General features: G+C 55.4%; 20 protein-coding genes. 9 read left to right on the forward strand and 11 right to left on the reverse strand.

What is annotated here, in order from left to right; translation table 11 throughout:
• Nucleotides 1-8 precede the first annotated feature (8 nt).
• Genes EL386_RS02150 through EL386_RS02170 form a run of 5 tightly spaced genes read left to right on the forward strand, consistent with a single transcriptional unit; the run spans nucleotide 9 to nucleotide 5,554 of the window.
• On the forward strand, nucleotides 9-1,709 hold the full coding sequence (locus EL386_RS02150) for an AMP-binding protein (RefSeq protein ID WP_126452834.1): 1,701 nt from the start codon (nucleotides 9-11) through the stop codon (nucleotides 1,707-1,709).
• A gap of 59 nt (nucleotides 1,710-1,768) precedes the next feature.
• Entirely contained in the window at nucleotides 1,769-2,962 is a 1,194-nt protein-coding gene (locus tag EL386_RS02155; RefSeq protein WP_126452836.1) for a class I SAM-dependent rRNA methyltransferase, read from the forward strand.
• Nucleotides 2,963-2,994: 32 nt separating this feature from the next.
• Nucleotides 2,995-3,792, forward strand: coding sequence for a prolipoprotein diacylglyceryl transferase (lgt, locus tag EL386_RS02160; RefSeq protein WP_126452838.1), 798 nt, complete (start codon nucleotides 2,995-2,997; stop codon nucleotides 3,790-3,792).
• Between the two features lie 26 nt (nucleotides 3,793-3,818).
• The gene (locus EL386_RS02165; protein WP_126452840.1) at nucleotides 3,819-4,652 is read left to right on the forward strand and encodes a thymidylate synthase; all 834 of its coding nucleotides are present in this window, start codon (nucleotides 3,819-3,821) and stop codon (nucleotides 4,650-4,652) included.
• A gap of 41 nt (nucleotides 4,653-4,693) precedes the next feature.
• A complete protein-coding gene (locus EL386_RS02170; RefSeq protein WP_126452842.1) occupies nucleotides 4,694-5,554 on the forward strand; it encodes a tetratricopeptide repeat protein in 861 nt (286 codons plus the stop codon).
• A 4-nt stretch (nucleotides 5,555-5,558) separates the two neighbouring features.
• On the opposite strand, the gene EL386_RS02175 is transcribed toward EL386_RS02170, so the two are convergent.
• Complete coding sequence (locus EL386_RS02175) at nucleotides 5,559-6,353, reverse strand: response regulator (protein ID WP_126452844.1); 795 nt, start codon at nucleotides 6,351-6,353, stop codon at nucleotides 5,559-5,561.
• Nucleotides 6,354-6,424: 71 nt separating this feature from the next.
• Between EL386_RS02175 and folA the strand changes: the two genes are divergently transcribed.
• Complete coding sequence (gene folA / locus EL386_RS02180) at nucleotides 6,425-6,916, forward strand: type 3 dihydrofolate reductase (protein WP_126452846.1); 492 nt, start codon at nucleotides 6,425-6,427, stop codon at nucleotides 6,914-6,916.
• 92 nt (nucleotides 6,917-7,008) lie between these two features.
• On the opposite strand, the gene EL386_RS02185 is transcribed toward folA, so the two are convergent.
• The 8 genes from EL386_RS02185 to apaG form a co-directional block, all read right to left on the reverse strand.
• Nucleotides 7,009-7,824, reverse strand: a complete 816-nt coding sequence (locus EL386_RS02185; RefSeq protein WP_126452848.1) for a metal ABC transporter permease — start codon at nucleotides 7,822-7,824, stop codon at nucleotides 7,009-7,011.
• Nucleotide 7,825: 1 nt separating this feature from the next.
• Nucleotides 7,826-8,734: a metal ABC transporter substrate-binding protein gene (locus EL386_RS02190; RefSeq protein ID WP_126452850.1), complete on the reverse strand. Its 909-nt coding sequence runs from the start codon at nucleotides 8,732-8,734 to the stop codon at nucleotides 7,826-7,828.
• 9 nt (nucleotides 8,735-8,743) lie between these two features.
• Entirely contained in the window at nucleotides 8,744-10,114 is a 1,371-nt protein-coding gene (locus EL386_RS02195; RefSeq protein ID WP_126452852.1) for a hypothetical protein, read from the reverse strand.
• Nucleotides 10,115-10,214: 100 nt separating this feature from the next.
• Complete coding sequence (locus EL386_RS02200) at nucleotides 10,215-10,520, reverse strand: DUF2946 family protein (RefSeq protein WP_126452854.1); 306 nt, start codon at nucleotides 10,518-10,520, stop codon at nucleotides 10,215-10,217.
• A 145-nt stretch (nucleotides 10,521-10,665) separates the two neighbouring features.
• Nucleotides 10,666-11,535, reverse strand: coding sequence for an NHL repeat-containing protein (locus tag EL386_RS02205; RefSeq protein ID WP_126452856.1), 870 nt, complete (start codon nucleotides 11,533-11,535; stop codon nucleotides 10,666-10,668).
• Entirely contained in the window at nucleotides 11,532-13,430 is a 1,899-nt protein-coding gene (locus EL386_RS02210; RefSeq protein ID WP_126452858.1) for a DUF3413 domain-containing protein, read from the reverse strand. The genes EL386_RS02205 and EL386_RS02210 overlap by 4 nt, the downstream gene beginning before the upstream one ends.
• A gap of 200 nt (nucleotides 13,431-13,630) precedes the next feature.
• Nucleotides 13,631-14,458, reverse strand: a complete 828-nt coding sequence (locus tag EL386_RS02215) for a symmetrical bis(5'-nucleosyl)-tetraphosphatase (protein ID WP_126452860.1) — start codon at nucleotides 14,456-14,458, stop codon at nucleotides 13,631-13,633.
• Nucleotides 14,458-14,841 carry a Co2+/Mg2+ efflux protein ApaG gene (gene apaG / locus EL386_RS02220; protein ID WP_126457190.1) on the reverse strand — a complete coding sequence of 128 codons (384 nt, stop codon included), beginning with the start codon at nucleotides 14,839-14,841 and terminating at the stop codon, nucleotides 14,458-14,460. The genes EL386_RS02215 and apaG overlap by 1 nt, the downstream gene beginning before the upstream one ends.
• A 302-nt stretch (nucleotides 14,842-15,143) precedes the next feature.
• On the opposite strand from apaG, the gene EL386_RS02225 reads away from it, so the two are divergent.
• The 3 genes from EL386_RS02225 to EL386_RS02235 all read left to right on the forward strand — a co-directional run bounded on the left by EL386_RS02225 (nucleotide 15,144) and on the right by EL386_RS02235 (nucleotide 17,803).
• Nucleotides 15,144-15,617, forward strand: a complete 474-nt coding sequence (locus EL386_RS02225; RefSeq protein ID WP_126452862.1) for a hypothetical protein — start codon at nucleotides 15,144-15,146, stop codon at nucleotides 15,615-15,617.
• Between the two features lie 135 nt (nucleotides 15,618-15,752).
• Nucleotides 15,753-16,700, forward strand: coding sequence for a Gfo/Idh/MocA family protein (locus tag EL386_RS02230; RefSeq protein WP_126452864.1), 948 nt, complete (start codon nucleotides 15,753-15,755; stop codon nucleotides 16,698-16,700).
• Nucleotides 16,688-17,803 carry a DegT/DnrJ/EryC1/StrS family aminotransferase gene (locus EL386_RS02235; protein WP_126452866.1) on the forward strand — a complete coding sequence of 372 codons (1,116 nt, stop codon included), beginning with the start codon at nucleotides 16,688-16,690 and terminating at the stop codon, nucleotides 17,801-17,803. The genes EL386_RS02230 and EL386_RS02235 overlap by 13 nt, the downstream gene beginning before the upstream one ends.
• A gap of 271 nt (nucleotides 17,804-18,074) precedes the next feature.
• On the opposite strand, the gene EL386_RS02240 is transcribed toward EL386_RS02235, so the two are convergent.
• Entirely contained in the window at nucleotides 18,075-19,148 is a 1,074-nt protein-coding gene (locus EL386_RS02240) for a 5-(carboxyamino)imidazole ribonucleotide synthase (protein ID WP_126452868.1), read from the reverse strand.
• The gene (purE, locus tag EL386_RS02245) at nucleotides 19,145-19,615 is read right to left on the reverse strand and encodes a 5-(carboxyamino)imidazole ribonucleotide mutase (RefSeq protein WP_476756006.1); all 471 of its coding nucleotides are present in this window, start codon (nucleotides 19,613-19,615) and stop codon (nucleotides 19,145-19,147) included. The genes EL386_RS02240 and purE overlap by 4 nt, the downstream gene beginning before the upstream one ends.
• Between the last annotated feature and the right edge of the window lie 45 nt (nucleotides 19,616-19,660).

Below are 19,660 nucleotides of genomic sequence, written 5' to 3' on the forward strand. Positions count from 1 at the left end.
GAACTAACATGACACACACGAACAAAAGTTATTTTCATCGTGGCGGTACCGAGTCATTACTCGGTGCGACTATACCGGAGTATTTTGCCGAAATTGTGCAGCGCTTCCCCGACCATGAGGCCGTCGTTGCCATAGCGCAGAACCGCCGTCTCAGTTATGCCCAGCTCGCCAAGGCCGTCGATGAGCTTGCCCGCGGGCTGGTCGGTATGGGCTTTGCCAAGGGCGATCGCATCGGCATCTGGTCAACCAATAATATCGAATGGTTGTTGTTGCAGATGGCCACGGCACGCATCGGTGCGATCCTCGTCAATATCAACCCCGCCTATCGAACGCGAGAACTGGCCTATGCACTGCAGCGATCCGAGGTGCAGGGCCTGTTTGTGATCCCGAGTTTTCGCAGCAGCGACTATATCGCCATGCTGGTCGAACTCATCCCAGCACTCAAGGACACGGCGGCCGGCGCATGGCAAAGCAAGGACTATCCCTTGCTGCGCCACATCGTTGTCTATGACCCCTCGGCGGCGGATATAACGGCGCGACCGCATGCCGGTTTTACCCTCTGGCAAGAGGTGCTGGCCGCCGCCGAACAGGTTACGAAGGCAAGACTCGATGAGATGAGTACGTTATTAGATCGCGATGACCCCATCAACATCCAGTACACCTCCGGCACCACCGGCTTCCCCAAGGCCGTGCTGCTCAGCCATCACAATATCCTCAACAATGCCTGGTTCTCAGCACAGGCCATGCATTTTAGTGAAGCAGATCGCCTGGTTGTGCCGGTGCCGTTTTATCATTGTTTCGGCATGGTGCTGGCCAACCTGCTATGCCTGTCGACCGGCGCCTGTCTTGTTATCCCCTGCGAACACTTCGACGCACTGCAGGTTCTGCAGGCCGTCGAGCAGGAAAAGTGCACTGCCATTCATGGCGTGCCGACCATGTTCATCGCCGAACTCGAACACCCCCGGTTCACTGACTTCGACCTTTCATCACTGCGCACCGGGATCATGGCCGGTGCCTCGTGTCCGCCGGCGCTCATGCAGCGCGTCATGCAGGACATGCACTGCAGCGAGATCCTGATCGGTTATGGTGAAACCGAGGCCTCGCCGATCACCCATCTGACGACGAGAGACGATACGCTGCAACGGCGTACCGAGACGGTCGGCAAGAACCTGCCACACCAGGAGGTCAAGGTCGTTGACCTCGAATCCGGGCAGACGCTGGCACTCGGCGAGGTCGGCGAGATCTGCTTTCGTGGTTACCACATCATGAGCGGCTATTACGCTGACGAGCAGGCGACCCACAAGGCCATCGACGAACATGGCTGGCTGCATTCCGGTGACCTCGGCACGATGGATGCCGACGGCTATGTACAGATCACCGGCCGTCTGAAGGAGATGATCATACGCGGTGGCGAGAACATTTACCCGCGCGAGATCGAAGACTTTATTTTCACGCACCCAAAGGTGGCGGGTGTAGCCGTGTTCGGTATACCGGACGAGTTCTATGGCGAGGAGGTCATGGCCTGGGTCCAGCTGCATGCGGGCGAAACCGCCAGCGAGGAGGAGATCCGTGAATACTGCAAGGAACGCATCGCGCACTTCAAGGTGCCGAAGCACATCCACTTTGTCGACGAGTTTCCGATGACGGTGACCGGCAAGTTGCAAAAATTCCGTATGCGCGAGATGGAGATGGAAAACCTCCAGGTCTGACGGGCCGCGCCATGAGTTTCTGTCCCTTTCCCTCCGACGAGGCGGTACAATCCCCGACTATGAATGAATATAGTGACGTTCTGCAGCTGAAGAAAAACGAAGACCGGCGCCTGCGCGCCGGCCACCTGTGGGTATATAGCAACGAGGTTGATACGAAGGTCACACCCCTGGTCGATCTTGCCCCGGGCAGCCTGGTCACGCTGCTTGCCCACAACGGTAAGCCACTGGGTACGGCCTATGTGAACCCGCACTCCCTGATTTGTGCGCGTCTAATCAGCAACCAAATCGGCCAGCTATTGGATCGTGATTATTTTGTGCAGCGTCTGCAGCGCGCCTTGCGCCTGCGTGAACGGTTTTATCCGAAACCCTATTACCGCCTCGTCTTCGCCGAGGCCGATGGCCTGCCCGGACTGGTCATCGATCGCTATGCCGGGGTCTGTGTGGTACAGGTCACGACTGCAGGTATGGAGCAGGTGCGCGAGGTCTTGCTCGAGGCCCTGCTCGAGGTGGTCAGGCCGACGGCCGTGTTATGGCGCAACGACAGCAGCGCCCGCCAGCAGGAGGGGCTGGAGACTTACGTCGAGCCTGCCTTGGGCGAGGTGCCGAAATACGTCGAGGTCGAAGAGGGCGGCCTACGTTTCCGGGTGTCATTACTGGAGGGACAGAAGACCGGCTGGTTTTATGATCAGCGCGATAACCGCCTGCGTCTGCGCGAGTATGTGCGCGGGGCGAACGTCCTCGATGTGTTCGCCTACCTCGGCGGCTGGGGTATCGGCGCCGCGGCGGCCGGTGCTGATGCCGTGACCTGTATCGACGCCTCGGCCCCGGCCTGCGCCGGGATCAGGGCCAACGCGGAACTGAATGGTCTGAGCGACAAGGTGACAGTGCTGCAGGGCGATGCCTTTGAGGTCATGAAATCCCTGCGTGGTCAGCATTTTGAGGTCATCAATGTCGACCCACCGGCCTTCATCAAGCGACGTAAGGACGTCAAGGCCGGGCAACAGGCCTACCGGCGCATTAACGAGCAAGCCATGCAGCTGCTCGGTGATGACGGCATCCTGGTCACTTCGTCGTGCTCGCACCATCTGCATGAGGATGCCTATTTGCGTCTGCTGGCTCAGGCCGCCAGCAATACGGGTCACCAGTACCAGATTCTGGAACAGCGCTATCAGGGCCCGGATCACCCGGTGCACCCGGCTATCGCCGAGACCCGTTACCTGAAGACCTTTATCCTGCGCGTGTTCCGCCCCTGACTGCGAGTGGCGTGTTAAGATAGCCCATTATTATGATTATTCACGATATTGACCCGGTTGCCTTCAGTCTCGGCGACTTCAAAGTTCATTGGTATGGCATCACCTACCTGGTCGGTTTTGCGTTGGCGTGGTGGCTGGGTAACGTACGTGCCCGTCAGCCCGGTTCGGACTGGAATGCCGAGCAGGTCAGCGACATCATCTTCTATGCCGCGGTCGGTGTCATCGCCGGGGGCCGCCTCGGTTACATGCTTTTTTATAATCCTTTCCTGCCGGCAGGCGAGGCCTCACAATTTTGGGAGGTCTGGAAAGGCGGCATGTCCTTCCACGGCGGGTTGATCGGTGTGCTGGGGGCGATGTGGCTGTTCGGCCGGCGTTACCAGAAATCCTTTTTTCAGGTCGCGGACTTTGTTGCGCCGCTGGTGCCGCTGGGGCTGGGTGCCGGGCGCATCGGTAACTATATCAATGGCGAGTTGTGGGGCAAGGTCTCGGATGTGCCGTGGGCGATAGTCTTCCCCAGCGGCGGGCCCCTGCCGCGCCACCCGTCGATGCTGTATGAATTTTTTCTTGAAGGCCTGGTATTGTTTGCCCTGCTCTGGTGGTTTAGTAAAAAGGCGCCGCCGCGTATGGCGATATCCGGTCTGTTCCTGCTTGGCTATGGCGGTTTTCGTTTCCTGGTCGAGTTTGTGCGTGAGCCGGATCGGCAGCTGGGTTACCTGGCCTTTGACTGGTTTACCATGGGCCAGGCCCTGTCCCTGCCGATGATCGCAGGCGGCGGCGCACTCATGTGGTGGGCCTACCGGTCGGCAGGAAAAACGGCACATATTAATTAAGAGACGTTTCAGGAGAGAACAGCAGCATGCAGCAGTATCTCGATCTCATGCGCCACGTGCGCGACCACGGTACGCAAAAGGGCGATCGTACCGGCACCGGCACCAAGAGTGTGTTTGGTTATCAAATGCGCTTTGACCTGCAGCAGGGCTTCCCGCTGGTCACTACCAAGAAGTGCCACATGCGCTCGATCATCCATGAATTGCTGTGGTTCCTGAAGGGCGATACCAACACGAAATACCTGAAGGATAACGGCGTCAGTATCTGGGATGGCTGGGCCGATGAAAACGGTGACCTCGGTCCCGTGTATGGTTATCAGTGGCGTAACTGGCCGACCCCGGATGGCCGTCACATAGACCAGGTACAGGAAGTGGTCGGGCAATTGAAGAACAACCCGAATTCACGACGTATTATCATTAATGCCTGGAACGTTGCCGACCTGCCGGATGAGAGCATTTCGCCACAGGCCAATGTCAAAAATCACAAAATGGCGCTGGCACCCTGTCATGCCTTTATCCAGTTCTATGTCGCCGATGGCAAACTCTCCTGCCAGCTCTACCAGCGCAGTGCCGATATCTTCCTCGGTGTGCCCTTCAATATCGCCTCTTATGCGCTCATGACCATGATGCTGGCGCAGGTTTGCGATCTTGAAGCGGGTGACTTTATTCATACCTTAGGCGATGCCCACCTTTACAGTAATCATGCCGAGCAGGTCGAAGAACAATTGAGCCGCACACCCTATGCCCTGCCGACTATGAAGATAAACCCGGCAGTGAAGGATATCTTCGCCTTCGGTTTTGAAGATTTCGAGCTGGTCGGTTATGAATCACACCCGCACATTAAGGCACCGGTAGCGATTTAATGGCGGTAATTTAGTCCTGTTCAAGAGGTTCGGTTTGCAGCATGTCAGACGCGTATATCTTTGATGTAGAAGAAAGCAATTTTCAGAGCATTGTTGTTGAAAACTCGCACAAGCTGCCGGTGCTGGTCGATTTCTGGGCCGACTGGTGTCAGCCCTGCCAGAGCCTGATCCCGATCCTGCACAAGATCGCCGAGGACTTTGCCGGCCAGATCATCCTTGCCAAGGTCAACAGCGATCAGCAGCAGGCACTGGTGCAGCAATACGGTGTGCGCAGCCTGCCAACGGTGAAACTGTTTGTGAACGGCGAGGTTGTGGATGAATTCACCGGTGCCTTACCTGAGTCGGATATTCTCGCCAGACTGGACAAATATCTGCAACGTGAATCCGATGCCATGATGGCCGCTGCGGTAGCCGAGTACGAGCAGGGCAATATCGAATCGGCCATTGCGCATATGCGTCAGGCCGCCGAGTCCGACCCGAATAATACGCGTGTGCAGGTCACTTATGCGCGGGTGTTACTCGAGCATGGACAAACCGATGCGCTGACGGATTTTATTGAGAACCTGTCGGCGACCATGCAGGCCTTGCCGGATGTCGTCGCCATCAAGGCACAACTGGATATTGTCGGCCAGCTGGGCGAGGGTGTACAGGTTGAAGACTTATTGGCACGTATCGCGGCGAATGAAAAGGACTCTGCGGCACGCGAACAGCTGAGTGCCGTTTACGTTAGCCGGGGTGATTTTGCCGCGGCACTGGAGCAGTTGCTCGAGATCATGAAACGTGACCGGGCCTATAATGATGATGCCGGGCGCAAGGGCCTGCTGCGGCTGTTTGACATGCTGGGCGCGGAGAATCCATTGACCGCCGAGTACCGGCGCAAGATGTCCTCATTATTGTTCTGAGAGACTAGTCGAGCATTCTCTCGATGAGTTGTTTGATGTTCTTCGGCTCGAAGGGCTTGTCGCATATGGCGGATACCCCGGCCTGCTGCACTACGGCCAGCCGGCTTTGATCCTGTTCACTGGAGACCATGAGGATAGGCACACTGGCCTGCTGGCTGTTCTGGCGTACCTGCTCGACGAGTTCCTTGCCATCCATCTCCGGCATGTTCAGATCGGTGACGATCAGGTCATAGTAATTGCCGAGCACCAACTCGAAGGCCTGCTGACCATTTTCGGCCTCGGTGATGTTCTCAATACCCATTGAGCGCAGGATATTTGCCAGGTGACGACGCGACAGGCCGCTGTCATCGACAAGCAGTACGTTGAGGTCGTCATAGGCGATGGTGCGGGTGTTCAGGTTGCCGGGGTCAAAATAGTCCAGTGTCGAATACAGGCCGGTACGCAGTTGCTCGAGCTCAAAGGGTTTGGGCAGGATGGCAATTGCCCCCGCCTGGCGAATAGGCTCCAGGTAACGGTAGTCGGTCTCGCTCGAGATCAGCATAAATGGCGTATCGGCATGCTGCTGACCATTGCGTAAGGCCTGCAATAAATCCGTACCGGTCATGTCCGGCAGGTGCATGGCGCTGATCAGTAGGTCTGGCTGCTGTTGCTGGAGATAATCGAGCGCCTGTTGCGCATCCTGCACCCAGTGGATATGTTCAACCCGCAACTGACGCAGATAGGACTCGATAATAAGGTGTTGGGCTGAAGAGGGCTCTACCAACAGGACTTGTAATTGTTCTATTGCTACACTGCTCATGGTTATTTAGCTTAGCATGTTATACACAGCTTGCTAGTCGGTTTTAGAAACATTTATTCAAGACAAAAGACATGAAAATATCCCTGATCGCCGCCATGGCCGATAATCGTGTTATCGGCCTCAATAACGCCCTACCTTGGAAGCTGCCGGCAGACATGCAGTGGTTTCGCAGGCATACCCTGGGTAAACCCATTATCATGGGGCGCAAGACCTTTGAATCCTTCGGTGGTCGTACCCTGCCGGACCGTACCAATATTGTCATTACCCGTGACAGAGACTATGAGGCTGATGGCGACGTAATCGTTGTGCATGATATCGACGCGGCGCTGGCCGCCGCCGGGGATGTCGAGGAGGTTATGATCATCGGCGGCGCCTCATTCTACGCGCAGATGCTGCCACGCGCCGACCGCTTTTATGTTACGCGTGTGCACGGTCGCTTCGAGGGCGATGCCTGGTTCCCCGATTACGAGGGCTATGACTGGAAAGAAATCAGCCGCGAGGAACATGCGGTTGATGACAAGAACCCTTATGCCTGCAGTTTTCTCGTCCTTGAGAAAAACTGATTTCCTGACTTACGAATGTGCTTGCCGGAAAGAAATCAACCGCGAAGAACTCGCGGCCGGTAGTAACAACAGTCGTAGTTGTAGCGCCCTGGTTATTTGTAGGTTGTAACTCGCATCATGCGCAGGCCGACCGCCAGCAACGGCAACAGCCCGAGTACCGAGACCACGGTGGCACCAACCGGTAAATCTGCGCTGAAGGATAACCATAGCCCGGCGACTGCGCCGGATATCCCCAGCCCCCAACCCAATAGCAGGCGACCGAGTAATGAATGGGTGACCAGTGAGGCACTGAAGGCGGGGATGATCAGGAAGGCAAACACCAGCAATACCCCGGCAACATTGACGGCGAGGGTAATAACAATGGCAAACGATGCAAAGAACAGGAATTCCCACAGGAAGCCGGGCGGATGGGCCTCCTCTGTTGCAAACGACAAGGCATAAAACCGTTTTCGATAGAGCCCATGTAAAATAGCCAGGGTTAGATAGCTGCCTGCCACTACCGCAATTTCCTGCCAGCGTATCCAGAGGATGTTGCCATTGAACAGGGATTTAAGTTCCTCCATGCCCTGGCTCGAACGGCTGAGGATGACAATGGAAAGCGCGGTAGACACCACATAGACACAACCAATGATAACCTCACGCGTGGTTTTACCCGGGATGCGGCGCAGGCCGGCAAAGGCCAGCGCGGCGGCAAGTGTGGCGCCGAAGGCATAAAGCTGTGCGCTCAAACCATGCGGTTCTTCTCCCAGTAAAAAGGCGAAACTGACCCCCAGGGCGGCGACCTGGGCCAGTGCCAGGTCAACGAAGATGATACCGCGCGCCAACACATGCAGCCCCAGATAGGTATGGGTCACGATCATCAAGGCACTCATGACAAATGCCGGCAACAGGATTAACCAGGGCTCCATGTTATTTCCTCCCCGCGCTCAGCACGGCGACAATGGCGTCAATCAAATCGAAATAGGTGTGAATACCGGGTTGTGCCCCCACCGACTGGGGTAGTACGGCCACGCGGATACCTGTTTGCTCTGTTAGATAACGCGCTGAGCGCCGTTCGTAATACGGTTCCATTATGAGCCAGTCAATCTCCTCGGTCTTAATGCGTGTCACCAGTGCGCCCAGTGAGGCCGCACTGGGGGCGATGCCAGGCCTGGGTTCTATTTCATCGACGATATGAAAGCCGAAGGCATCGGCTAAATATATAAACGACTTATGATAGGCGATGACCGGCCTGCCTTTGAGTTGTGCCAGTCCGGCGTGCCAGTCGGGCAGTTTATTCTCCAGCCTTTGTGCAAAAGCTCCGAGGCGGCGTTGGTAATCGCCTTTATGTGTAGGGTCCAGTTCAGCCAAACGCGCGGCGATGGCCCGCGCCATGCGTAAGCCGTTGCGTGGGTCCAGCCAGTAATGGGGATTGCCTTTGGCGTGTACGTCACCCATGGCCCGGGATAGTGGGCCGCTGGCTTTATCCAGTAATGGCACGACCTCGGAGAGGTCCAGGTAACCGGGGTTGCCGGGTTGTACCCTCGCATTACGCGCCGACTGCAGCAGTGGTGGTAGCCAGCCGATCTCCATGTCGGCACCAATAACTAACAGCAGATCGGCACGATAAACCTCGCGGATCATGCTGGGTTTGGCGGCAGCAAAATGTGGGTCGCGGGTACCGGGTGTCAGGCTCTGCACCGTCACCTGTTCGCCGCCCACGGCCTCGGCGATGGCCGCCAGGTCCTGTGTGGTCGTCACGATGCGTAATGTCGCGTGGCTTGAAAAAGAGATCGCCAATAACAGCGAACCCAGCAGGCATATAAATACTTTTTTCATATGTCCCCCTTAAAATACGTGTGCGGCATGGCTACCGAGGTTGAATTCCATCTGTAACCAGAGCGAGTCAGCGGTCTTATCGGGCAAGTGTTGTGTCCAGTCGCGGTTATATTGCAAGCGGACTTTGCTGTATTCGCTGGGATACCAGGTCAGATTGGGCGACAAGCGCTTGCGGATATCGCGCAGTGGGTCGGTTGAGGTATTGCCGTCCGCACTCGCGTATTCGGCACGCAGGCCTGCTACCCAGCCAGGTCTGAAGCCCCAGGTGGCCTGGGTAAACAGTCCCCAATCTTTGAGGGTTTCATGGTTGGGGTCGCCTGCGTCACCCGCCTCATAGCGACGTTTCAATACTTCGCTATGCCAGGCGACGAAAGGAAAACCACGCTGGCTGTAGATGGGCTGCCACTTCAGATACATATCTGCACCAACGATATTGGTATCCGTCGTCGTGCCGCTGGCGTTAGGCCCCCATAACCCGGAGACACCGAGGTTCATGCTAAGTGTATCCGACAGATCGAAGCCATTCAGCCAACGCGCGGTATAGAGCAAGTCACCCACGTCACGTGCATCCCTGTCGATCAGGTTATGGCCGCCGATCGCTTCCCCCGGGGCATTCAGGAAACTGGTGACGGTTTCACCCTTCGGATTCTGGATGCCGAAATACAGTTCCGAGTACCAGTCCGTGGGCATCAGCCAGGAGGCACGCAGACCCTGGCTACGTAAACCATCGCCGCCAAAAAAGCGTGATAACACTACGGGTTGATCAACAAAGTCCCAGGTGTGGGGGTGTTGGGGATTCTGTCGGCCAAACTCGGTAAAGTACTGGCCGCCTTTGACTTGCAGACCCCAGGGTAAGCTGCGGGTAGTGAAAAAGGCCTCTTCCAGTTCTACCACCGTCTCACCATCGGCGTCGATCTGAAAAATGATATTGGCCTGGGCGTCAAAGTAAGGGCCGACTGTACCGCCTAGAGACAATTCGACGTTCTGCACGGTGAAGCCGTTCTGGTTAGGGTCGTGCGCGCCGGCTTGTAAGCCTTCCAGTGCATCGTTATCGACACTGGAGCCACCGACTGTGAACAGGCCGGTCAGGCCTATCTTGAAGTCACTATTGCTTGCCACTACGGTAGAGGCTGGTGGTATGGCAGGGGATATGGATGTGGCGGCATTATCTGATTGTGCCTCAAGTCCCTGCAGGCGCTGCTCCAATGCATTGATCTGCTGTTCATAGGTTTGTTGCAGGTGCTGCATTTGTTGCCTGATTTCGGCTAATTGCTGGCGCAAGACCTCAGACTCCTCTTCGGCAACGGCAGTGAGTGGATAGAGGGATAGCAGACCCATGACGGCTACCAGTCGTTTTATACGAAAGTATGAATAATCCATAGTGGATACCTGTTCTGATTCATCAGTTATACATTGCCGCTGACGACGTGCATGCAAAACAGCATGCGGATTAACAGTCAGCGGTTAGTTAAGGAATGGATCAGGACAGGGGTGGGGCGCGCGCCCACTGGACAAGGAGAAGGTGCGAGTATTGATATTCTGTATCGGCAACAGGAGGTGCATACGCCAGGGTCTGCAATGGGGCGAGCAGGCTGGGCGTGGCCAAAGCGGCCACCGGTACATGGTTGAGACGGCAGACCTCGCATTCATCGTGTACATTCTGGCCATCGCCACTGACGAAGTCATGGAGAGAAACGTGCGCGGCAGCGAAGAGCAGGGTGAACACCAGCACCATCTGGATGAGACGGTTCTGTTCTGTGCGCTGCTGGAATGCCTTTCTGAACATACGATTATGATCGCATAGATAGTACTTGGAATTCGACACATTTATTATCTCGAATTACAAATTTCCTCGTTGCAGACGGGCCGTTGAGAGGAATCACTGCCGCCCGAATGGCATAGGCCACCGGCCAGGCATTTATATCATATTTTCAGTTTTTGTGGGTGAATGCGAGGATCCGCCCCTGGCCCTGTTCTGCCAGTAGCAACCGGCCCTGTGCATCAAAGGCTATACCCTGGGGGTTGTGCAGGTGACTGGCGATAACCGACATTTTGTTATTGTGATAATTTAGCAGCCGACCCGAGTTGGTACGGTCCTCGGTTATCCACAGGTCATCATTGCTTGCACAGAATACGACCCCCGGTTTGTGCAGGCCTTCGAGCAAGACCTTCTGTACACCCTTCTCCAGTAACAATATACGGCCACTGGCCTTCTCGGCAATATAGATAAGTCCCGTCTTGCCAATGCATACACCCTCGGCTTTATTCAAATTATTTAATAGCATATTGACATCGCCGTTCTTCAATACCCGCACCAGCCGCCCCGGGTTGCGGTCTTCAACGACGAGAAAGTTGCCATTGTTATCTGCACTGATACCTTCCGCTGACTGCAGCCTGGCCAATGTCCTGGAGCGGTGGTTCGATGGGGTAAAGCGAATCAATCGGCCATTACTGCTTTCTTCCGAAATAATAAAATCATTGCCGTCTGCAATCATGCCATCCGGTTTATCAAGACCATCGAGCACATGCTCACGGACACCATCGTGCAAGCTGAGCAAATAGCCCTGTCCTGATTTATCTTCAAGCAGGGCGTAAATATTTCCCTTGGCATCGGTATCAACGGCTGAAATATTCGGCAGGTCACGGGCAACGACCGTATATTGCCAGGCCGCCTCGGCAGAGACCGGCATGTAGAGATAGTAAATGACTGTGCTGGCCACCAAGAGAGAGATCAGCCCTGAGGCAAGCAGAAGTTTTTTGAATGCAGACAGATGGCGATGAAAAAATGCTGTTGTTATCATTTTCCCTGACCACGCTGAGTGAAGAGTGCAAGCTCGTGCATAATAGAGATAACCCTGTCCTGTTTCTCAATAAAGAATGCCTTTTCATCATTCACCGGTGCATCATCGGCGGTTGTCACCGCATTGTTAATAAAACCGGCTGATTTCAATGGCAGTACGGCTTTGTAGTCATTGCCGATATAACCAATATTGTTCCAGTCAGAGACCACGGTATATTGTCGTCTGTAATCACCGAGCAGATCATTGCCGAGCGAATAATCAGCGGGTGGGTTCATTACCCCCATGTGTGGCAACAGTGTTGCAGGGATATCAACATGACTGGTCATCCGATCAACAACACTTGCCCCCGTGCCCGGCGCCGATATAACCAGCGGCACCCTGATCTGTTCTTCAGAAAACTGTGAGCCATGCCCCCAGCGACCTTTCTCCATAAATTCCTCACCGTGGTCGCCGGTAATGATAATAAGAGTATTCTCGGCAAGATTTTTTTGCTGCACATACTCGAGCACACGGCCAATCTGACCGTCCAGGTGATGGACTGAATTAATATAGCGGTTCTTGATGAGCGGCATTCCTTCACGATTGATAGATGTCGCATAATTAAAATCTTCGAGGTAGTCGGTGCGGATAATGCTTTCGGCAGGGAAATAATAGCGCGAATGGGGTGATTCAAAAAACATAAAGGTCATAAATGGTCGGCTCGCATCGCGATGTTCAATAAAGTCGATAAGCTTGCCGACATTCACCTGATCACTCTGCCAGCCCGTTTTTGCCGGGGCTTCATGCAGGTGGCTGGTTGCTATATTTGAAAAAATCGTCTTGTCGAACTCGGGATAGGTGAACACCGCACTGGTATACATTTCGTACTGGTAATGCTGTTGCTGAATGATATCCATGAGCACCGGGCTGCGATGCGCATCAAGAAATGAAAACCAATAGGCACCGTGCAGACCATAGAACATGGAAAACATGCCCATGCGCGTCATGTTTGCACCACTGTAATGATGGGTGAACCGGTGCGATTCCTCGGCAAAGGCCCAGGTGGCCGGCATTATCTCAGGGGTCAACATGTCCGCGCGCAAGGATTCGGCAACCAGCCAGATAATATTCAGTGGTTTGTCTTTTTTTTGTACCTTGATCGGTGCTTGCGGGTAAACAAGTTGTGAGGCCTTTACCTGCATCGTATTCTGATGGCTACGTTCGACATTAAGGCCTAACCTCTTTGCCCAGGATCTGAATGTCATCGGCAGGTAGAAGGGAAATGCAGTGGATGCTGCCAGTACCGGGGTATGCCCCTGGATAGAACTTATCCCGTAGGTCACTCGCTCACCAAGCGTGGCGATGATAAATATCGCCAGTACATAACGGTATAGTCTTATTTGTCGGGTGTTACTATCGGCAGCCCGTTTGCCGTGTAGCTGTAGTAGCAGCCATAAGATTACAGACTGGAGGCTAAAGAAGCCGGCTACAAACAGGCCATAGGTGAGGCTCGAAGAATCACTGCCCCCCATCGACTCGATACCCCCTGGTGTTGTAATCAGGTTCCAGACAAAACCGTTCAGGTGGTAGCCGAATATGCTGTAGACAGCATGGTCAGCATAGAGCATAACCAGCGTCAGGCTCGTTACTAACACGGCGATGCCGTAGACCATTTTACGCAGTAATGCTGCGTTGCCCGGTATCCAGCTATAAAGCTGCACTGCAAGCTTGCTCACAAGCAGGGCCGGCAGTAAATAAATAAATCCGTAGGTCAGAAATACCGCCGTGGTGAATAGTCCACTGCGCAGATCGAGAATGTTTATGCCGTGGAGATTTTCTGAAAGCACCGCCAGCACGATGAAATACGTGGCAAAGAAATAGTGATTAATGAGTCTGGAAAGTGTTTGTGGCGGCATAACATGATGTCCAGTAAGTCAGTTTTATTATATTTGGCTCATGTCGGAAATAGATTCAATAATAGGCTCGATGAGGAAAATGCGTAGCGCCTATTACATGATGCCGACGGGAGTCAATCGACTATGTTATAGGTGCTACCTTAAGACAGGCTTAACGGTTGCCAGAATCACATCAAGATGTGATGTAACCAGTCTCTGAATTACTTGTGGGGTTTGCGCGCACCGGGGCAGTCGATACTGAAGATGCGGCGGTCTTCGAGGCGCAGGGCGGTAAGGGCATGCCCCCAGAGGCACCCCGTGTCCAGGCCATAGACATTGTCGTGGTCGATAAAACCGAGACTCGACCAGTGGCCGAAGAGTATTGTGTGCTCGCGTGTGCGGCGGCCCTTGAGTTCAAACCAGGGTGCATAGCCGGCAGGCTGGCTGCCGGGCGGGCCTTTCTCATCAAGGGCCAGTCGGCCATGTTCATCGCAATAGCGCAGGCGACTAAAACAATTGGTGATAAAGCGCAGGCGGTCAAGGCCCTCGAGGTTGTCATCCCAGCGGTCGGGGAGATTGCCGTACATGTGCTCAAGAAAATGCACGTAGTCCGGGCCCTGTAATACGGCCTCGACTTCCTTGGCGCAGGCCTGGGCGGTGGCCAGGTCCCACTGGGGCGGCAGGCCGGCATGGACCATGCTCAGGCCCAGTTGCCCATCGTGATGCATGAGTGGCAGGTGGCGCAGCCAGTAGAGGAGTTCGACGCCGTCCTCGGCCTCGATGACGTCATGCAGGTTATCGTGTTTGGCGTATTTCAGGTGGCCCTCGGCCACGGCCAGCAGGTGCAGGTCGTGATTGCCGAGCACGATAGTGGCGCGGTCGCCGAGGCCCAGGATAAGGCGCAGGACACCAGCAGAATCAGGACCCCGGTTGACCAGATCGCCGACTAACCAGAGTCGGTCTGCGGCGGTGTCGAAATCGATATGTTCGAGCAGGCGTTGGAGTTCGTTCAGGCAGCCCTGGATGTCACCGATGGCATAGGTTGCCATTAGTGCAGGGTATTGGGCATCGTCAGTGAAAACGCGGGGATTTCTGCGTCGAATTCGACGCCATCGTCGGCTAACATCCGGTAACTACCATTCATGTCGCCATAAGGGGTTTCAAGGATGGTGCCACTGGTATAACGAAACCCCTCACCGGGACGCATATAGGGCTGCTCACCAATCACGCCCTCACCGCGGACCTCCTCGATCTTGCCGTTGGCGTGGTTGATCACCCAGTGTCGGGTCATCAGGCGCGCCGGGACCTTGCCGTCATTGCGGAGGGTAATCGTGTAGGTGAAGACGAAGCGGTTTGCCTCTGGCTCCGATTGCTCGGGGATATAGTCGGTCTCTACGTCGATGTGGATATTGTGGTCTGACTCAGAACTCATCATGTTTTACCTGTGTGCCGGCCCATCTGCCCAGCAGTGAATAGGCAAAGGATACATGGCCGGGGCCCGAGATTAAATAGTCCCGAGCCCGCTTCCGGGGGCTATTTCGTGTGTATCCGTTCACAGTTCAGAAAATGAGGACTATAGTTGAAGGAAACCGGGCCGATATGAATAATATGAAGGTCTTATTCCCGGAATGTGCGCCAGGCCCGCTTTTGCTGTGATGGCAGTCGCGGAAGGTCGTTGGCAAAACCGGAGAATAAGGATCAGCTATCTGTCAGCGGGTGGCAAGGAGCCAGAAAATGTATAAGCGTAAAACTAAACCAGATTTATTGTTCATCCTTACCATATTCGTCTGTTTGGGCGTGTTGGTGACCGCCACGGTCAATGCGGACGAGTGGGGCATTAACCTGAGCGGTGAGGCGGGTTGTAGCGAGGCCGTTGGCGAGTGGCAGGGTTGTTCACAGTGGCTGGGTAGCAACCAGGAGGAGCCCGCCCCAAACCGTGCCGCCCTGCGCCTGAGTAGTGACGAGCGCCCGGGTCTGGGGCTGGTCTGGTACTACACACAAAGCCAGGCCTCTGCGGGGGCCGAACAGCGGGAAAATGCCCTGCTGTCCTCTCCGCTGCTGGAAAATAGCCGTGCCCAGGGTCAATTTGGTCTGGCCGTCAAGCAGCAATACCGACACTTTGGCCTGAGCCTGGGTATCGAGGCCGAGCGCCCCGAGGGCCTCACCGACGAACCCTTGCTGTACTTCGGCCTGAGTAATCGCTGGTAAGCATTTACCTGTCTCCCCGACGGGCACAAATCCCCGAGCAGTGCTAAAATGGCCCACTTGAGCCACCCGACGGGGGTGGCCGGGCGCTTCAGACCTCGCCCTGAAGACGGTTGAGTTAAGTTAGAGCACTTTTTCATGACAACACCTATCCGAGTCGGCGTAGTGGGCGTCGGTTACCTGGGCAATATCCACGCAAAAATCTATTCGAATATGGGCCACGTTGAGCTGGTCGGTGTTGTCGATAACGACGCCTCAACGGTTGAGAAAGTGGCCGCCGAATATGGTTGTGCCGCATATACCGATCCGGGTGAACTCATCGGCAAGGTCGATGCGATCAGCATCGTCGTGCCGACCTCTCTGCATTTGGAGATGGCCAAGCCCTTCCTCGATGCCGGTATTCACATGCTCATGGAAAAGCCACTGGCTCCGAGTTATGAAGAATCCCTGGCGCTGGTTGAGCACGCCGAAAAATCCGGTGTGGTGTTTCAGGTCGGCCATCTTGAACGCTTTAATGGCGGTGTTATGGCACTGGCCGAACGCATCAAGAATCCACGTTTTCTTGAAGTCACCCGCATCGGTCCCTTTGTTGCCCGTGCCACGGATGTCGACGTGGTAACTGATCTCATGATCCACGATATCGATATCGTTATGTCGCTGGTCAATTCACCGATTAAAAGCATTGCCGCGAACGGCACACCAGTGATCACGGATCACATCGACATCGCCAATGTGCGCCTCGAATTTGAAAGTGGCGCCGTGGCCAATGTTACCGCCAGTCGTGTCTCGACCAAGCAACAACGTCGTATTCGTATATTTGAACAGCAACATTACTATGGTCTCGATTACACCAATCAGCAGATCACCATGGCCACTACCGAACCACCGGCTGACGGTGAGCAGTGGCCAAAGATTATTAGTGAAGAACTCGATATCGAAACGCGCCTGCCGCTGAATGCCGAGCTCGATGCCTTTATTGAAACCGTACAGAACAACGGCACACCGCTGGTCACCGGGCGTATTGCCCTTGAGGCCGTGCGTGTGGCACATATCATCAAGGAGAAAATGACTGCATGTCTGGCGTAAACGATCCTATCCCGTTTCTGGACCTGTCCGGAGAATACCACGCAGTGGAAGCAGAATGGTTTGCCGCCATTCATGAAACCGGCCAGAGTGGCCGTTACATCCTCGGCCCGAACGAGCAGGCCTTTGAGGAAGAACTGGCCGCGCATGTCGGCACGAAGTTTTCCCTTGGTGTTGCAAACGGTACCGATGCCTTGCTGCTGTCTCTGCGTGCCCTCGACATCGGCCCGGGCGACGAGGTCATCACCACGCCTTACACCTTTTATGCCACGGCCGAGGTCATCAGCCTGGTCGGTGCAACACCGGTGTTTGCCGATATCCTCGAAGATTGTTTTACCCTCGACCCGGCCAGTGTCAAGACCAAGATCACCGACAAGACCCGGGCCATTATGCCAGTGCACATCTTTGGTCACCCGGCACGCATGGATGAACTCAATGCAATAGCCAGGGAACATGACCTCGCCGTCATCGAAGATGCCGCCCAGGCCTACGGTGCCGATGTCGGTGGCAAGCGCGTCGGCAGTCTTGGTAACGCCGGGGGTTTCAGTTTCTATCCGACCAAGGTGCTGGGCTGCTATGGTGATGGCGGCATGATCACCACCGATGATGAAGCTATGCTTGAAAGGCTCAAGAAACTGCGTAACCACGGTGCCAGTGCGCCGTTCATGCACGACACGGTCGGCTACAATAGCCGTCTCGATGAGATCCAGGCCGCGCTGTTGCGCATCAAGTTGCGCAAGCTCGATGATGATGTCGCCAAGCGTCGTGCTGTGGCCGCACGCTACACCGAGTTGTTCGCCGGCTCTGTCGTCAAGGCGCCAACACTACCGGCTAACGGCGGTCATGCCTTTAACCTTTATACCATCCGTATGCCGGAACGGGACCGCGTGCGCGGGGTCATGAACGACAACGGCATCCCGAGTTCGCAATGTTACCCGCTGGGGCTGCACCTGCAAGAGGTTTATGAACACCTTGGTTACAAGGTCGGAGACCTGCCGGTCTGTGACCAGGCCAGTACCGAGGCGCTTTCGTTGCCGGTGTATCCGGCCATGAAGATGGAGCACGTCGAGCGCATCGCCGACACGATAATAAAAGCACTTGGCTAAATTCAACAGTTAAGCATACTTATGTCGTTCCAGCTGACTTATGTGTTATTAACGCAGAGGGCGCAAAGGCGCAAAGGCGCAAAGTTCGTTGAGAAATAATGAAAGCGACAAGGTAACAAAACAGCGTCAATTGTAAACGATCTAATCGATGGATCCGGGTATGGGCATATTCGAGGCTATAGTAATAGCTTTTTTGCTTGTTATAAGTAATTCTTTGTGTTCTCTGCGCCTTTGCGAGCTTTGCGTTAAAGTTCGGAAATAAATATTATTATTAAACTTCGCCAATCGCCCGGATTGTTTTGCTGACGGCGGCTTCATCCTTGGCACACACAGTAATGTGACCGATCTTGCGACCGGGGCGTTCATCCTTGCCGTAGAGGTGCAGGTGGGCATGCGGCTGGGCAAGGACCTTTCTGTTATCAGGGAGTTTGCCGATCAGGTTCAGCATCACGCTATGCCCGAGCAGGGCCGTGGAACCGAGTGGCCAGTCGAGGATGGCACGTATGTGGTTTTCAAACTGACTGGTCTCGGCACCCTCAATGGTCCAGTGGCCGGAGTTGTGCACACGCGGGGCCATCTCGTTAACCAGTAATGCATCACCGACCTGAAAAAACTCGATGGCGAGCACGCCGACATAGTCGAGGTGCTCGAGTAAGCGCTCGGCATAAGATTCGGCAAGTTTCTGCATCGGGTCATTAGCCAGTGCCGTGGACTTGCGCAGGATACCCTCGCGGTGTTCGTTCTCGGTCAGCGGGTAGAAGGCCATCTTGCCGGAGACACTGCGCGCGGCGATGATCGAGACCTCGCGGTCAAAGGGTACAAAGGCCTCGATAATGGCCGGGACACCGTGCAGGGCCTCCCAGGCCGCGGCCAGTTCTGATGCATCACGGATAAATTGCTGACCCTTGCCATCATAGCCCTCGGTGCGGGTTTTGATGATCGCCGGCAGGCCGATCGTCGCCACCGCCTGTTGCAGGTCTTCGAGGCTGGTCAGGTTGACGAACCCGGCGGTCTTGACCCCGAGTTCATTAAACAGGGTTTTTTCATGCAGGCGGTCACGCGCCGTGGCCAGTGCCTGGGGAGGCGGGTAGACGGGCAACTGGCGGTTGAGATACTCGACGGACTCGGCGGGCACACTCTCGAATTCATAGGTGACAAGGTCAACCTGCGCGGCGAGTTGCTCGAGGGCCTGTTTATCATCGAAGCGGGCGTGCAGGTGCTCACCGACGGTCGCGGCACAGGCGTCATGGGCCTGGCAGAGAAACACAAAGTCCACACCGAGCGGGGTACCGGCCAGAGACAACATACGGGCCAGTTGCCCACCGCCGAGGATGCCTACCTTCATGCGCCGTTCTTCGGGTTCGGGTTGTCGAGCACACGTTCGGTCTGCGCCGCACGATAGGCCTTGAGTGCCTCACGGATCTCCGGATATTTATTGCCGAGCATGGCGGCAGCGAGCAGGGCGGCATTGGTGGCGCCGGCATTGCCGATGGCGAGTGTGCCGACGGGGATACCCGCCGGCATCTGGGCGATGGAGAGCAGTGAGTCCATACCATTGAGGGCCTTGGACTGTACGGGCACGCCGAGCACAGGCAGGGCAGTCTTGGCCGCCGTCATGCCAGGCAGGTGCGCGGCACCGCCGGCACCGGCAATGATGACCTCGATGCCACGGCCTTCGGCGGCCTCGGCATAGGCAAAGAGTTTGTCCGGGGTACGATGGGCCGAGACAACCTCGGCCTCATAGGCGATGCCCAGTGCCTCAAGTGCCTCGGTGGTGTGTTTCATGGTTTCCCAGTCAGAGGTGGAACCCATGATGATGCCCACTAATGGCTGCATTGCGCTGTCTCCGGTTTGTGC

Source organism: Sulfuriflexus mobilis, from assembly GCF_003967195.1.
Taxonomy (GTDB): domain Bacteria; phylum Pseudomonadota; class Gammaproteobacteria; order AKS1; family AKS1; genus Sulfuriflexus; species Sulfuriflexus mobilis.

Excerpts from the sequence above, each read along its gene's own strand:
- EL386_RS02150 (WP_126452834.1), top strand. The coding sequence starts at position 9 with ATGACACACACGAACAAAAGTTATTTTCATCGTGGCGGTACCGAGTCA.
- EL386_RS02155 (WP_126452836.1), top strand. The coding sequence starts at position 1,769 with ATGAATGAATATAGTGACGTTCTGCAGCTGAAGAAAAACGAAGACCGG.
- lgt (WP_126452838.1), top strand. The coding sequence starts at position 2,995 with ATGATTATTCACGATATTGACCCGGTTGCCTTCAGTCTCGGCGACTTC.
- EL386_RS02165 (WP_126452840.1), top strand. The coding sequence starts at position 3,819 with ATGCAGCAGTATCTCGATCTCATGCGCCACGTGCGCGACCACGGTACG.
- EL386_RS02170 (WP_126452842.1), top strand. The coding sequence starts at position 4,694 with ATGTCAGACGCGTATATCTTTGATGTAGAAGAAAGCAATTTTCAGAGC.
- EL386_RS02175 (WP_126452844.1), bottom strand. The coding sequence starts at position 6,353 with ATGAGCAGTGTAGCAATAGAACAATTACAAGTCCTGTTGGTAGAGCCC.
- folA (WP_126452846.1), top strand. The coding sequence starts at position 6,425 with ATGAAAATATCCCTGATCGCCGCCATGGCCGATAATCGTGTTATCGGC.
- EL386_RS02185 (WP_126452848.1), bottom strand. The coding sequence starts at position 7,824 with ATGGAGCCCTGGTTAATCCTGTTGCCGGCATTTGTCATGAGTGCCTTG.
- EL386_RS02190 (WP_126452850.1), bottom strand. The coding sequence starts at position 8,734 with ATGAAAAAAGTATTTATATGCCTGCTGGGTTCGCTGTTATTGGCGATC.
- EL386_RS02195 (WP_126452852.1), bottom strand. The coding sequence starts at position 10,114 with ATGGATTATTCATACTTTCGTATAAAACGACTGGTAGCCGTCATGGGT.
- EL386_RS02200 (WP_126452854.1), bottom strand. The coding sequence starts at position 10,520 with ATGTTCAGAAAGGCATTCCAGCAGCGCACAGAACAGAACCGTCTCATC.
- EL386_RS02205 (WP_126452856.1), bottom strand. The coding sequence starts at position 11,535 with ATGATAACAACAGCATTTTTTCATCGCCATCTGTCTGCATTCAAAAAA.
- EL386_RS02210 (WP_126452858.1), bottom strand. The coding sequence starts at position 13,430 with ATGCCGCCACAAACACTTTCCAGACTCATTAATCACTATTTCTTTGCC.
- EL386_RS02215 (WP_126452860.1), bottom strand. The coding sequence starts at position 14,458 with ATGGCAACCTATGCCATCGGTGACATCCAGGGCTGCCTGAACGAACTC.
- apaG (WP_126457190.1), bottom strand. The coding sequence starts at position 14,841 with ATGAGTTCTGAGTCAGACCACAATATCCACATCGACGTAGAGACCGAC.
- EL386_RS02225 (WP_126452862.1), top strand. The coding sequence starts at position 15,144 with ATGTATAAGCGTAAAACTAAACCAGATTTATTGTTCATCCTTACCATA.
- EL386_RS02230 (WP_126452864.1), top strand. The coding sequence starts at position 15,753 with ATGACAACACCTATCCGAGTCGGCGTAGTGGGCGTCGGTTACCTGGGC.
- EL386_RS02235 (WP_126452866.1), top strand. The coding sequence starts at position 16,688 with ATGTCTGGCGTAAACGATCCTATCCCGTTTCTGGACCTGTCCGGAGAA.
- EL386_RS02240 (WP_126452868.1), bottom strand. The coding sequence starts at position 19,148 with ATGAAGGTAGGCATCCTCGGCGGTGGGCAACTGGCCCGTATGTTGTCT.
- purE (WP_476756006.1), bottom strand. The coding sequence starts at position 19,615 with ATGGGTTCCACCTCTGACTGGGAAACCATGAAACACACCACCGAGGCA.